14 protein-coding genes and 1 other RNA gene are annotated in these 13,482 nt (G+C 58.0%); 6 read left to right on the forward strand and 9 right to left on the reverse strand.

Annotated elements, in window-relative coordinates:
• Positions 1-275: 275 nt before the first annotated feature.
• The 8 genes from ftsY to OHL21_RS03285 all read right to left on the reverse strand — a co-directional run bounded on the left by ftsY (position 276) and on the right by OHL21_RS03285 (position 6,706).
• The gene (ftsY, locus tag OHL21_RS03250; protein WP_263415808.1) at positions 276-1,271 is read right to left on the reverse strand and encodes a signal recognition particle-docking protein FtsY; all 996 of its coding nucleotides are present in this window, start codon (positions 1,269-1,271) and stop codon (positions 276-278) included.
• A 53-nt stretch (positions 1,272-1,324) separates the two neighbouring features.
• Positions 1,325-2,317, reverse strand: a complete 993-nt coding sequence (locus OHL21_RS03255; protein ID WP_263415809.1) for an NAD(P)H-dependent glycerol-3-phosphate dehydrogenase — start codon at positions 2,315-2,317, stop codon at positions 1,325-1,327.
• A gap of 1 nt (position 2,318) precedes the next feature.
• The gene (gene plsY / locus OHL21_RS03260) at positions 2,319-2,975 is read right to left on the reverse strand and encodes a glycerol-3-phosphate 1-O-acyltransferase PlsY (RefSeq protein ID WP_317889956.1); all 657 of its coding nucleotides are present in this window, start codon (positions 2,973-2,975) and stop codon (positions 2,319-2,321) included.
• Positions 2,972-3,529 carry a DUF4262 domain-containing protein gene (locus OHL21_RS03265; RefSeq protein ID WP_263415810.1) on the reverse strand — a complete coding sequence of 186 codons (558 nt, stop codon included), beginning with the start codon at positions 3,527-3,529 and terminating at the stop codon, positions 2,972-2,974. Before OHL21_RS03265 ends, plsY begins: the two co-directional genes overlap by 4 nt.
• Positions 3,529-4,773, reverse strand: a complete 1,245-nt coding sequence (locus OHL21_RS03270; RefSeq protein ID WP_263415811.1) for a competence/damage-inducible protein A — start codon at positions 4,771-4,773, stop codon at positions 3,529-3,531. Before OHL21_RS03270 ends, OHL21_RS03265 begins: the two co-directional genes overlap by 1 nt.
• Complete coding sequence (locus OHL21_RS03275; RefSeq protein ID WP_263415812.1) at positions 4,770-5,825, reverse strand: gluconolaconase; 1,056 nt, start codon at positions 5,823-5,825, stop codon at positions 4,770-4,772. The genes OHL21_RS03270 and OHL21_RS03275 overlap by 4 nt, the downstream gene beginning before the upstream one ends.
• A 163-nt stretch (positions 5,826-5,988) precedes the next feature.
• Entirely contained in the window at positions 5,989-6,498 is a 510-nt protein-coding gene (locus OHL21_RS03280) for a phosphatidylglycerophosphatase A family protein (protein WP_263415813.1), read from the reverse strand.
• Entirely contained in the window at positions 6,488-6,706 is a 219-nt protein-coding gene (locus OHL21_RS03285; protein WP_263415814.1) for a DNA gyrase inhibitor YacG, read from the reverse strand. The genes OHL21_RS03280 and OHL21_RS03285 overlap by 11 nt, the downstream gene beginning before the upstream one ends.
• 185 nt (positions 6,707-6,891) lie before the next feature.
• Between OHL21_RS03285 and OHL21_RS03290 the strand changes: the two genes are divergently transcribed.
• Entirely contained in the window at positions 6,892-7,230 is a 339-nt protein-coding gene (locus tag OHL21_RS03290) for a hypothetical protein (RefSeq protein ID WP_263415815.1), read from the forward strand.
• Between the two features lie 300 nt (positions 7,231-7,530).
• On the opposite strand, the gene rimO is transcribed toward OHL21_RS03290, so the two are convergent.
• Positions 7,531-9,057 carry a 30S ribosomal protein S12 methylthiotransferase RimO gene (gene rimO / locus OHL21_RS03295; RefSeq protein ID WP_263415931.1) on the reverse strand — a complete coding sequence of 509 codons (1,527 nt, stop codon included), beginning with the start codon at positions 9,055-9,057 and terminating at the stop codon, positions 7,531-7,533.
• Positions 9,058-9,188: 131 nt separating this feature from the next.
• On the opposite strand from rimO, the gene ffs reads away from it, so the two are divergent.
• The 5 genes from ffs (at position 9,189) to OHL21_RS03320 (ending at position 13,358) form a co-directional block, all read left to right on the forward strand.
• Positions 9,189-9,286, forward strand: an RNA gene (ffs, locus tag OHL21_RS03300) — signal recognition particle sRNA small type.
• An 85-nt stretch (positions 9,287-9,371) separates the two neighbouring features.
• Positions 9,372-10,388, forward strand: coding sequence for a beta-ketoacyl-ACP synthase III (locus OHL21_RS03305; RefSeq protein ID WP_263415816.1), 1,017 nt, complete (start codon positions 9,372-9,374; stop codon positions 10,386-10,388).
• A gap of 242 nt (positions 10,389-10,630) precedes the next feature.
• The gene (locus tag OHL21_RS03310) at positions 10,631-11,500 is read left to right on the forward strand and encodes a YihY/virulence factor BrkB family protein (RefSeq protein WP_263415817.1); all 870 of its coding nucleotides are present in this window, start codon (positions 10,631-10,633) and stop codon (positions 11,498-11,500) included.
• A gap of 91 nt (positions 11,501-11,591) precedes the next feature.
• On the forward strand, positions 11,592-13,154 hold the full coding sequence (gene pyk, locus OHL21_RS03315; protein WP_263415818.1) for a pyruvate kinase: 1,563 nt from the start codon (positions 11,592-11,594) through the stop codon (positions 13,152-13,154).
• A gap of 33 nt (positions 13,155-13,187) precedes the next feature.
• Positions 13,188-13,358 (forward strand): hypothetical protein, encoded by a 171-nt coding sequence (locus OHL21_RS03320; protein WP_263415819.1) that lies wholly within the window; start codon positions 13,188-13,190, stop codon positions 13,356-13,358.
• The last annotated feature ends 124 nt before the right edge of the window (positions 13,359-13,482 follow it).

Here is a 13,482-nt window from a genome sequence, read left to right on the forward strand (position 1 = left end):
AAACTTCCTCCCGGAAATCTGTAGGCTAAACACCTCCAACCCATCAACTCAGACAATAAAGACACAACCACCATAACTAAAGTGATTCCCCCTCAACCGCTCATACAAACACCTTGAAACGGCTGGCTTTAAGCCCTGGGCTTTTTCCCCCACTGACAGAGGAGGCCCAGGGCTAAAAGCCCGTCTACCTTTAAGCTTTTATCAGCGGGCTGAAGCCCGCTGCTCCCACCAGTTTCAGTCATGCTTGTCAGATCAACTGAATTTGTCGATACGCCTTAGCTAAAAAGCCCTTCAACAAACGCTGCCGAGTCAAACTGCAGCAGGTCTTCCATCTTCTCTCCGATACCGCAGAAGACAACGGGCAGCTTCAACTCGTGCGCGATGGCAACGACGATACCGCCTTTGGCTGTGCCATCCAGCTTGGTGAGAACAATACCGGTGACGCCGGCACTCTCTGTGAACAGACGAGCCTGCTGCAGGCCGTTTTGCCCGGTAGTGGCGTCGATGACCAGAAATACCTGGTGCGGAGCGCCTGCAACGAACTTCTGGGCGATACGGCGCATCTTGTCGAGTTCAGCCATCAGACCTGCCTTGGTGTGCAGGCGTCCGGCGGTATCGACCAGTACCACCTGAGTCTCACGCTTCTTTGCGGCATCGAGAGCATCGAAGAGCGCTGCTGAAGGATCGCCGCCCTGGCGTGTCTTGACGATCGGAACTCCCGAGCGCTGTGACCAGACCTCGAGCTGTTCAATGGCGGCGGCGCGGAAGGTATCGGCGGCACACAGCAGGGTGGAACGGTTTTGGGATTGGAAGAAGGCTGCGAGTTTGCCGGAGGTAGTCGTCTTGCCGGTGCCGTTGACGCCCACCATCAGGATGACCTCCGGCGGCGTTGCTGGCGGGCGTACGACGCGCTGCACATCATCCAGGATGGATTTGATCTCCTGCTTGAGCAGATCTTTCAGCGCCGCGCCGGATTCGATACCTTCGCGTTTGGCTCGCTCGCGAAGACGATCGATGATCTCAGTAGTGGTGGAAAGGCCGATATCTGCCGTCAGCAGAATCGCTTCCAGGTCTTCGAGGTCGCTCTCATCGACTGTCCGGGTAAACGAGAGGGCCTGGTCAAGCTGCGCGCTCAGGTTCTCGCGCGTGCGGGTGACCGCCTGCTTCATGCGGCTGAAAAAGCCGCGCGATGTTTCGAGTGCTTCCTCTTCCTGTTCCGGTTTACGGGGTTCGTCGTCCTTCAGCGAACCGAAGAGTGTCTGAATAGCCATCCCTCTTAGTGTATCGCTCCCACAGGGGACCGACGGGCAACCCGGGCAGGCCTTTACTCAGCCCGCAGAGACCGGGTCATCAGCTCGCGGATCGCCTCCATGGGGGCCTTGCCCTCATGCAGAATTGCCTCCATCTGCTGGGTGATCGGCATTTCCACGTCATGCTTGCGCGCCAGACCCAGTGCCGCGGAGGTGGAGAGGACGCCCTCGGCGACTTTGCCGTTGAGCGAGGCGATGATCTCCGGCAGTTTACGGCCCTTGCCGAGCTCGATGCCGACGGTGCGGTTCCGTGAGAGCGAGCCGGTACAGGTCAGCACCAGGTCGCCTACGCCAGAAAGGCCGGCCAGCGTCTCAGGACGTCCGCCACAGGCGACGGCAAGGCGGGTGATCTCAGCGATACCGCGTGTCATCAGGGCGGCGGCGACGTTGTGTCCGAGTTCAAGACCGGCAACGACTCCGGCAGCCAGAGCGATGACATTCTTCAACGCACCGCCGAGCTCGACACCGACGACATCATCATTGGCATAGGTGCGGAAGGTCGAAGAAGAAAAGTCTGACTGTAACCGTTGTGCCAGGTCGCGGTCCTTCGATGCCATGGTGACCACGGTCGGCATCCCCTGGGCAACCTCCTGTGCGAAGGACGGACCAGAAAGTACAGCTAGCTTCGCCGGCGTCAACTCTTCGATCACCTGGCTCATACGCAGGTACGTGCCCTGTTCGATGCCCTTGGTCGCTGAGATCACTGCATGGTCAGGTGTCAGGAGCGAGGCGGCGTCGACAAAGGTGGCGCGCAGGTGCTCAGAAGGAACAACGCACAGCACAATCTCGGAAGAGGGAATCGCCTCCGTCAACGAGGTCGTGATCTTGAGGTCCTCAGGCAACGCAAAGCCGGGGAGAAATCTGCGGTTCTCCTGACGGGCGAGCATCTCTGTCGCGTCCTGTTCCGTATGCGCCCACAGTGTCAGCTCATGGCCGCCACGGCGTGCCAGCGACAACATGAGGGCAGTGCCCCATGCTCCTGCTCCCAGTACAGCGATGCGGCTCATCCTACGCTTCCTTCTTTTTGCCGAAGCGGTTTTCCGTTCCCCTGAGCAGCCGCTGAATATTCGAGTGGTGCTTGAAGATGATGACTGCGGGAATCAAAACGAAACTTGCCGCGACGATGGGGCTTACGTTGCCACGCGAGAACAGGAAGGCGAAGACTGGAAAGACCGCCGCTGCCACAATGCTGGCCAGAGAGACATACTTCCACAGCTGAAAGATCACGATAAAGACAGCCAGGCAGCACAACGTCGTCAGCGGTGAAATGGCGAGAAATACACCCAGGCCGGTGGCCACGCCCTTACCGCCGCGAAAGCCGAGCCACACAGGAAAGATATGGCCGAGTATCGCCATCGCCGCAGCGGCTGCCGCCATGTCCTCTGTATTCATGCCGTAGGCCGCAGCGATATGTCGGGCAATGATCACCGCGGCGACTCCCTTCAACAGGTCCAGCAGCAGGGTGGCAATCGCCAGCCCCTTTTTACCGGAGCGCGCCACGTTGGTGGCGCCGGTGTTGCCGCTGCCGGTCTTACGAATGTCCTGCTTGAGAAAGAGACGGACGAGGATATAACCGAAGGGAATCGATCCCAACAGATAGGCGAGGACGAGAGTGAGAAGCCAGGGGTTCATTGCGTCAGTTGAAAGTGTAGCAATCAACTTCAACTAAGTAATTCTTCTTCCAAAGGGGTAATCTCGGCACCCTCGTAAAGCAAGGCCTGCCTCGATCGCCACGACGGATCAAATCCATCCTCCCATGGGAAGACATTGCTAAGGTCAGGACAGATGCACTGGTAGGCCGGAAAACGGAAATCTCTTCCGTAGAACCATGCGCAAGAGAGCATCGTGGGTTTAACGAATCGTGAGAGCATGGGACGGAAGACAACGTCTGCACCGCCTCCCAGAAAATCCGCATATCGGATATCAGACTGCGGTATGAAGCCATCCGCGTAACGTTTCGCCAGGTGATTGAGGATTGAATGCGCAAGTTCTACTGGGAATCCGGATAGTAAGGCTTCAGGCTGACCAAAGGTGTCGTAGAGACCAATGGAATAGCTGTAGTTCAAGCCTTCTTCATTCTCACGAGGACAGACATGAACAATTGAAAGTCCATAACGGTCGATATTTGTAAGGATATTGGTGAAGTAGGCTCCACTCTTGTCTTCTGATGTGGTTTCGGACTTTAGAGAAGCGAGCCTGTCTGTGAATCGTTGTGCCATTACATCAGCTTTCTGCGCAGCATATCCAGAGCATTCTGCGTGGCCCACCAGCGAATACGCTCACGGTCTCCGCTCAGGTTCAGCTTCTTCACATCGGTGTCCTGTCCATCGGCAAGCGCTACGAAGACCAGACCGACTGGTTTTTCGTCTGTGCCTCCGCCGGGGCCGGCGATGCCGGTAATGCCGATACCAATCTCCGCCCCGGTCCTGGTGCGAATACCTTCCGCCATGGCACGCGCAACGGCACCACTGACCGCACCGAAGGCATCGATGACTGATGCGGGGACATCCGTAAAGCTGCTCTTCAGGTCGTTGGAGTAGGCAACGACTCCCCCGAGAAAGGTACGCGATGCATTGGGAAGCGAGGTCAAACGCTGCGCCAGCCAACCGCCGGTGCAACTTTCAGCGGTGGCCACGCGCACACCTTTCAGACCCAGCAGCAGTTGCACCACCTCTTCCAGAGATTCTCCGTGCGAGGAGAAGACATCATCCCCCATCTCCTGCTCGCACCGGCTGGCCACTTCATCGACGCGGGCCTGCGCCTGGTTCAGAGATACGCCGGCGTACTGAAAGTGCAACTGGATTTCGCCGTTGTGCGCCAGGATCGTGGTCTCCACATCGCTGTAGCCCTTGTAGATCGGGGCGACCCGTGCATCGACGGTCGATTCTGGCACCAGTGCAATCCGCAGCATGCGCTTGGTAATGAACCGTGGCGGCAGAATGGAATGCAGGCGGGGACGGACCTCAGCGTCGTAGAGCGCTTTCAACTCCTTCGGCGGTCCGGGTAGAAGGATGATGAGCTTGCGATGTTTGCCAAAGACGGTGTCCAGAAACTGTCCCGGAGCAGATCCGGTCGCATTGGGCAACACCACTGCGCCGTCGATGACGTCAGCCTGTTTGGCGTTGTTATCCGACATGGCGATGCCGCGTTTGGCAAAGCGTGCATGCAGACCGGCGAGCAGATCGTTATTGCGTTTGAGATTGAGTTTGAGAACCGAGGCGACTGCCTCGCGCGTCAGGTCGTCCTCGGTTGGCCCCAGACCACCGGAGAGCAGCAGGATGTCAACACGCGACAATGCTGTCACAATAGCACCGGTGAGATGGGTGAAGTTATCGCCCACAATCGTTTTGAAGTCGACCGTAACTCCGAGGGAGTTAAGACGGTCAGTGAGAAAGAGCGAGTTGGTGTCCTGGCGATGCGGCGTCAGCATTTCAGAGCCGATCGCGATAATCTCTGCGTTCATGAATTTGTAGATGGAAGAAGCTGTCCTTCGATACCGAGTTCGACGTGATAGAGCGCGTTGTTGGTAGCGATGGCGGCACAGCCGTCTTCCAGGAAACAAAACCCGACAATCGAGTTACCGGAGACAAGCAGTGATGCCTCTCGCCTGGGTGTGATGCGCACAATGCCGCGCTGTCCGTTCAGTGATGCTGCGACATAGAAGTTGCCGTCGATATCAAAGGCAGAACCCTGGGGCCGTCCCAGGCCGGCGTAGAAGGTGTCCACCTCTCCGTTCCGGTTGATGGTGTACACGTGGTCACGGCTGGAGGTCGTCGGCGCCGTCACGAAGAGTGTGCCGGTCGTGTCAAAGGTAAGGTGATAGGCAGCGACGCTGGGTTCCAGCGTGGCATAGACAAAGATCTGGCGCTCGCGATCAATCTTGAAGATGGTTCCGCTGCGGTCGCCTACAAAGAGATTGCCGTCGTTATCGAAAGCGATCCCCGTGGCGACACCCATGCCTTCGGCGTAAACAGCCATCGCTCCAGACGGAGAGATTCGATAGACGATCCCTTCCGCACGAGAGCTGGCGTAGAGGTAGCCTTCGGCGTCGAAGGCAAGGCCGGTGGGGTTCATGAGGTCGCGCACAAAGGGGCGCACCTGGAAGTCGCGATCGATGCGGAAGATCGAGACTGGTGTCTTTTGATTGCGCGGTCCAGAGAGTGTGGCATAGACATTGCCCTGCGCGTCGACTGCCGGATTGGCGACAGGATGCAAGTTGTCCGCCATGGGGACAGCGACCCGCACAGGCAGGGGATTGCTGGTTGTGCCGTGAGAACGGACGACCAGGTCACCGGTGATGGAGCCTTCCGGGACTCGTACCGACAGACGGGAACTCCGCGAGAGAGCAAGCCTTGCAGGCACATCGCCGATGGTAACCGTCGGCAGATGTCCTTCATACACGCCCAGAGCTTTGCCCTGTACCTGGAACTCGCCATTCGGCAGGGCCGCCAGCGGTGTTACCGAGTCGAGGTGAGGAGCTTCGACATTTGACCCAAAACGAAAGGCTGGTGTCATGGATTAAGCCTAACGCAGGTGGGAGCCTTCGCGCCTGCGACAGGTATTCAAGAGGTTTTAGTGGCCCACCCAAACTCTGGGTGCTCCATCCATTGCATATCGGGGTTCCCGACGAACTTTGTTCGTTGGGGACCCCGGTATGTGGGGCATCCAGTTCCGGCGCCTAGAAATTAGGGAAGGTGTAATGTGCAATCAATACAAAGCAGATCAACGCGTATGCACCGGCCATCAGGTCATCGGCCATAATGCCTGCCCCTTTCGGCAGATGCTCCAACTGGCGCACCGGGGGCGGCTTGAGGATGTCAAACAGCCGGAAAAGCACCAGGGCCAGCACGTAGTGTTTCCAGATCGGGGCGGCGAAGAGTAGCGCGATCCACTGGCCGGCGACTTCATCGATCACCACGATCTGCGGGTCTTTCTGGCCGCTTTCGCGCGCAACGCGAGTTGCCGCCGGAATACCGGCCAGTGTCGCCAGAATCGCGAACACAAGGGTCAGGACCGTCAACTGGGGGCGGGTAAGGTCGAGAACATAAGCCGACAGACGCCAGATGAGCACTGCCGCTACCGATCCATAAGTTCCCGGGCCGGGCTTGAGCAGTCCCGCACCGAAGAATGTGCCAAGAATCCAAGCCCAGGGAGTTTTGCGTGTGTTTGCTCTGGCGTTAGTCGTCATCGTTGTCCCGCTGCGGACGCCGGGCATGTTCCGCAAGTCCTTCCAGTACCTCAGGATCCAGGATCGGGGAAGAAATACGGTAGTCTCCCGACGCCCATTTGCCGAGGTCGATACGGCGGCAGCGATCGCTGCAAAACGGGTAATCGGGGTTCTTTTCCAGCACCAGGGTGCGGCAAGTGGGACAGCGGAGTGCCTTCTTCGAAGCCATCGAGTTTCCTTTCTCCAAGGTACACCCTTGCAGGTTCGACCGCCGACCGTGAAAAAACGGCAAAAGAGCAGAAAAATAGCAGCGCCGACGCATTTGGCAACGTCTGTATCCCGGGCGTAGCATTTCACGCCGGAAGTAAAGCAGTGCGCAGTACGTCGTTGTTAGAACTAGAAAGGTAACACCGAATGAAGAAAACAACCCGTTTTATCACGCCGCTCGCAGTAGCGGCTATCCTTGCCAGCTCCTCGGTTATGACGCTGGCCCAGCAGACCCAGTCTCCCGCCACCGCGCAGTACAACGGCTCGTTCGCAGGCTCTCCGGAACAGGAGCAGGCCTACAAGGACGGCATGGAGGCGGCCAAACTGGATACGCTGGCCAAGCGTAAGATCGACGCCACAACCTCGCATCTGTACAAGAACCCGCCTGCCCGCGTGAAGAAGGATCAGCGTGACGCATATCGCACTGCCTTCACCGCCGGCTACAACAAGGCGATCAACGATGCAAAGGCAAACGGCGGTTTTTAAAGCAGGGAACGCAGGTAAAGGAAAAAGGCCCCATTAGGGGCCTTTTTCATATGCTTTGGTGATGTTGTTAGGAGCGCGTGGGAAGTAAGCCGGTGGGAGCAGCGGGCTTCAGCCCGCTGATAATGGACTTCCAAAAAGTTGGGCTTTCAGCCCTGGGCTCTCTCTGAGAACTGGAACAACGGTCCAGGGCTAAAGCCCATTTCCTTGAGGACGATAGACCGTGGGCTGAAGCCCACGGCTCCCACCGGTTCGAGCCGCGCGCTCGAACATTACATTTTGGGTATCGCCAGTTCCCACGTCTTACTCGAGAATGCGGGCGACTACATCGTAGTCATGTGACTCGGTGATCTCGGCGCGATAGAAGGTGCCGGGAACCAGGGTTTCGTGTGGGCCAAAGTCATTGATCAGCACCTTGCCGTCGATCTCAGGAGCGTGCAGCATGGTGCGTGCGTCCCATAGCAGCGGTGTCTCTTCGTTCGGACCCTCGACCAGGACCTCGACTTCACGACCAACCCATGCCTTCTTTGCCTTGGTGCTGAGCTTCTGTTGCAGGCGCATCAGCTTGCGGCGGCGTGATTCGATGGTGCGCGAAGGCACCTTCTCATCCAGATCGAAAGCCTTGGCGCCCTCTTCATCCGAGTAGGAGAAGACACCCAGCCAATCGATCTGAGCCTTCTGGATAAAGTCCATCAGCTCCTCGAACTCGGCATCGGTCTCACCGGGGAAGCCGACGATGAAGCTGGTCCGCAGTACGATGCCAGGCACCGTCGCGCGGGCACGTTCAATCATCTTGAGGAAGATCTCGCCGGAGCCGCCGCGCTTCATACGCTTCAAGGCAGAGGGCGAGGCGTGCTGCAGCGGAACATCGAGGTACTTGGAGATGTTGTCGTGCTTCGCGATGGTCTCGAGGAGAAGCGGTGTGACCTTGTTGGGGTATGCGTAGAGGAACCGCAGCCACTTGATGCCGCCTATGCGGGGCACGTTGATCTGCGCCAGGGCATCGAGCAGTTGCGCCAGGCCATCCTTCAGGCCGAGATCCTCGCCGTAACAGGTGGTTTCCTGGCCGATCAGCGTAATCTCGCGTACCCCCTGTTTCACCAGTGACTCGGCTTCAGTGATGATCGATGACATTCTGCGCGAGCGGAACTTGCCGCGAAGCTGCGGAATGATGCAGAAGGTGCAGGGGTGATCGCAGCCTTCTGCAATCTTGATATACGCCGAGGCCTTCGGCGTGGTGAGAATGCGCGGCGTCTCGTCAGAGTAGAGATACTCGGGCAAGGATGGCGATGCGCCATCCCATGCATCGCGGCTGAAGCGGCCCTGCTCTTCGCGCAGATCGCCCTCGGGGCGAGAGTGTTTCTTGACCGCCGAGGGAGCACGGTCGATCAGCTCAGACCCAACCGACGGCGATGCATTGATGATGTTGAAGGGAGAAGGCTCTTGTTTGATTGGAGCCATGCCTGCGGCTGCGAGTACAGCTTCCAGCTCACCGGTGCCGATGACGGCGTCGACCTCGGGGATGTTCTTGCGGATCTCGTCGCGATAGCGCTCGACCAGGCAGCCGGCAACGATGAGCTTCTGCGCGCGGCCCGAGGTCTTGTGCTGGGCCATCTCAAGGATCGCGTTGACTGACTCCTGCTTGGCAGAGTCGATGAAGCTGCACGTGTTCACGACAATGACTTCGGCTTGTTCTGCATGCGGTGTCAGCTCGGCGCCTGCGTGATGCAGCAGGCCCATCATGACTTCAGAGTCGACAAGGTTCTTCGGGCAGCCGAGAGAGACAAATCCGATGCGTGTTTTTTGCGTTGCGGCGTCGCGGTCGAGCACAGCTTCAGACGCGAAATCGCCAGATTTTACAGGGGTAGACACTTTAATATTCTACCCTGATTTCCACTGCTTCCCGGAGCTCTCAGGTGTGTCATCAGCAGGGTTTGCGAAACACTGCTAAACTAAACAAGTGCCGGGACCTACGCGACGTAATCCCGCGAACCCCGCCAGGTCCGGAAGGAAGCAACGGTAACGGGCCAGTACGTGCGCAGTAGGCTCCCCGGTACTTTTCAAAGCACTCTTCAATTGTCTTCCCCACTCTACAATCCATCGCTGGTCCGATATCCTTCCTATTGGAAGTGTGAGGTGACCGTTTGTCTCTTGAGTTGAAGCCACACGTCAGCGTGCGGGCGAAGATCAGTTCTCTTGGAACCTATGTCCCCCCTCGGCTGTTGACCAACGCCGATCTGGAGAAGATGGTCGAAACCAGCGACCAATGGATCGTGGAGCGCACTGGAATTCGTGAGCGCCACATTGTTGACAAGGGCGTAGCAACCAGCGATCTGGCGGCAGAGGCAGCAAAGAGGTGCCTGGAGGCGCGTGGAGTCTCTCCTGATGAGGTCGACGCCATCATCGTCGCCACCGTGACTCCGGACATGATGTTCCCCTCCACCGCTTGCCTCGTACAGAACAAGCTGGGCGCTCGCGGTGCATGGGGCTTCGATCTCTCTGCAGCCTGCTCCGGTTTTCCATATGCCCTGCAGGTGGGAGCCAAACTGGTAGAAAGCGGTGCTCACAAAAAAGTGTTGGTCATCGGCGCCGACACGATGTCCTCCATCATCGACTACACGGATCGTACGACTTGTATCCTCTTCGGTGACGGCGCCGGTGCGGTCCTGATCGAGCCCTGTGAGGGCGATGAAGTCGGGCTGGTGGACTTCTGGCATGAGGTCGACGGCGCCGGCGGAGTTTCGCTCAATATGCCCGGCGGCGGCAGCCTGCATCCTTCCAGCCACGAGACCATCGACCAGAAGATGCACTATGTGCATCAGGATGGACAAGCGGTCTATAAGTTTGCCGTACGGAAGATGGCAGAGGCCGCTGAGGCGGTACTCACGCGGAATGGCGTGAAGGGCGACGAGCTTGGCTGCTTTATTCCGCATCAGGCGAACAAGCGCATTATCCTGTCGACGGCGGATCGTCTCGGGATGCCCGAAGACCGCGTCATCATCAATATCGATCGCTACGGCAACACCACCGCCGGAACCATTCCTCTTGCCATGGGGACGGCCGTCGAGGAAAAACGGCTGAAGAAAGGCGACCTGGTGCTGTTGGCCTCCGTCGGGGCAGGGTTTACCGTCGCTTCTACGCTTCTACGCTGGGAGATCTAATCGCATTTTCCCTGTTGCTGGGTATCCCGGAAGAGAAGTGCAGCGGCGTTTTCATTGCGGAAAACGCCCATAGATCCGGAGGCCCTACTTTACACCTACAGGGAGATGCCCCAGCAGGGAGACAAATGACACCGGCGCCTCTTCTGGGGCGCCGGCGCGTTTTTAAGTGCTAACTCTGAAAGCACGCCAGACGATTGACAGCGTCGTCGATGTCATTGAATCAAGGTAGTCTGTTGTCATTCATGCGCCGATTCTGGGCTCATCTGCGGCTGGCTGCGCGCAACGGCTTCTACCACGATGTCTTTGGCACCGCCAAAGGCTGTGCCTATTCCGCTGTCTTTGCGTTGTTCCCGGCGCTCATCGTCACTGCTGCGGTGATTGCGCGACTACCGGATAGCTCTCTCTTCCGGCAGCAGTTTTCTCTGATCTTTGTACGGGTGCTGCCGCCCCAGGTATTGGGGTTGCTGGCATCGTACTTTCGGCATACCAGTGAGACGAGTGCAGGCTTGCCTGTAGGCGCTTCCATTGTGAGTTTGACCGGCGCCTCGGGTGTCCTGCTGACTCTAATGGAGGGCTTTCGTCGCGCCTACGATGTCCCGCAGGGGACATGGGGATTCTGGAGACGTCGCATCACCTCGTTTCTGCTGGTGCCGATTTCCATACTGCCGCTCGGCCTGGCCAGCGTGCTGGTCGTCTTCGGCCATTACATCGCTCTCTGGTTTTACGTTCTTGCTCCGTATCATTCACGCGACATCATCTATTTCGTGGCAACTGCCGCACGTTGGGTGATCGCACTTACAGGCACGGTGAGTGTGCTGTCGTTCATCTACCACTTCGGCACGGCGAGTTCAGTCTCATGGCGGAGGACTCTCCCAGGAGCTTTGTTCGCGACGCTGCTCTGGTTTGCATCGACGCTTGGGTTCGGATGGTATGTCACGCACTTTGCCAACTATTCGCGGGTCTACGGATCGCTGGGCGCAGGTATTGCGCTGCTGGTCTGGCTATATCTGGCAAGCATCAGCGTGCTGCTTGGAGCAGAGCTCAATGCCGTGCGTCAGGCTCATCACGTTCTGGTGCATCGAACGGCCAGCAGTCCACTTCAGGGCCGATAAAATATGGTGGTCGAACCAGTCACAAGGGCAAAGCAGGTAGAATGGCTGCGGACTACTGCTGTATTGCCGCATATAGGGGACTGAATCGCACATGTTGAATGGTTTGAGCCTGGGAGAGAGCGGCCAGCGCCGCGCAAAGATCGTCGCAACGCTGGGACCCACGTCGAGTGATGAGCTCATCTTCGGGCAACTCGTCCGCGCCGGGCTTGATGTTGCCCGCCTGAATTTTTCACATGGCACCCATGCCCAGAAAGCCGAACTGATCCGGATGGTCCGCCGCGTCTCCCAGCAGGAGAAGAAGGCCATCTGTATCCTGGCTGACCTGCAGGGGCCGAAGATCCGTACCGGCAAGCTGAAGGGCGGCAAGCCCGTCCTGCTGGAGCAGGGAAAGCTGCTCACGATCTCTCCCAAGATCAAGGAGGGTACGGCGGACGCTGTCGGAACCACCTTCACCACGCTGGCCGAGAACCTCGAGCCTGGCGCCCGCATTCTGTTGAGCGACGGCCTGATCGAGCTGATCGTCCGCGAAGTCAAGGGTGAAGATGTCGTCTGCGACATCCTCAATGGCGGCATGCTCGGCGAGAACAAGGGCATTAACCTCCCGGGCATTCCGGTGAAGGTTCCCTCGCTGACCGAGAAGGACGAGGAAGACCTCGAATTTGCGATTGGCGAAGGCGTCGATACCGTCGCGGTCTCATTTGTTCGGACGGCAGATGATGTGCGTCACGTGAAGACCCGCCTGGCGGCGCTGAAGAGCGATGCCTGGATCATCGCCAAGCTGGAAAAGCCGCAGGCGATCGAGCACCTGGATTCGATTCTGGAGGTTGCTGACGGCATCATGGTGGCCCGCGGCGATCTGGGTGTCGAGGTCCCACCGGAGAAGGTCCCCGCGATCCAGAAGCACATCATCGCCAAGGCGAATGAGGCGCGTAAACCGGTCATTACGGCAACCCAGATGCTGGAGTCGATGATCGAGAATCCGCGTCCGACCCGCGCCGAAGCCAGCGACGTGGCCAATGCCATCTACGATGGCACCGACGCTGTAATGCTCTCGGCTGAGACGGCAAACGGTAAGTATCCGGTCAATGCCGTTGCGATGATGGCCAAGATTGTTGCCGAGACGGAGCTGCAGATCCGCAACAATCCTGCACCTAAGGTTCGTTCTTCGCGTCGTGGAGCGTTATCGGTTACCGAGACCATCTGCGAGTGCATGGCCCTGGCCGCCCAGGATCTTGATCTGACCGCGATTGCAATCTTTACCGAGAGCGGTTACTCGGGCCGTCTGTTGTCGAAGTATCGTCCTGAGACTCCGATCTACGTTCTCTCGCCGGACCAGGCAGTCATCAATCGCTCGATGCTGCTGTGGGGCACAACGCCGGTGCTCTGCGCCCGCTTCCATGACACTGACGTTCTGGTCAGTATGGCCGACGACATTCTGCGCGATCTTGGTTATGTGCAGGATCGTCAGATTCTCGGTATTGTTGCCGGCACCCGCACCAAGTCCGGCGGCACTAACTTCATGCGCCTGCATATGGTCGGTGACCAGGAGTCGACTCTTAAGACTCTTTCTCTTAAGACTCTCTCGAAGAAGAAGTCCAAAAAGGACAAAACAAAGGACAAGTCCAAAGGGAAGTCGAAGTCCAAGAAGAAGTAAAACAAGAAGAAGTAAAATAGGGCGTGTCATCCAGTGGAAGACACGCATGGCCTTCGCAGGCAGCAGGCCATCCATGTAGGATGGCAGAAGGAGATTATTACCGCGATGTCGCACGCAAACGAATCGTTCCTCGAACGCTACTGGCAGGTATTCCTTATTCTCTTCGGTGCTTTCTTCGCCTTCTTCTGCGGTACCTTCAAGTAGAGTTGATGACCGCGTCCGCATCCGATGCTCCGGATGCGGGCGTTTGTATTTAAGCCTGTCTTTCCTCAAACCTGGGGTGTGTCATCCAATTCCTGCCAGTCAGCGCCGGGAGCAGATTTTTCTG

Source organism: Terriglobus albidus (assembly GCF_025685425.1).
Taxonomy (GTDB): Bacteria; Acidobacteriota; Terriglobia; order Terriglobales; family Acidobacteriaceae; genus Terriglobus; species Terriglobus albidus.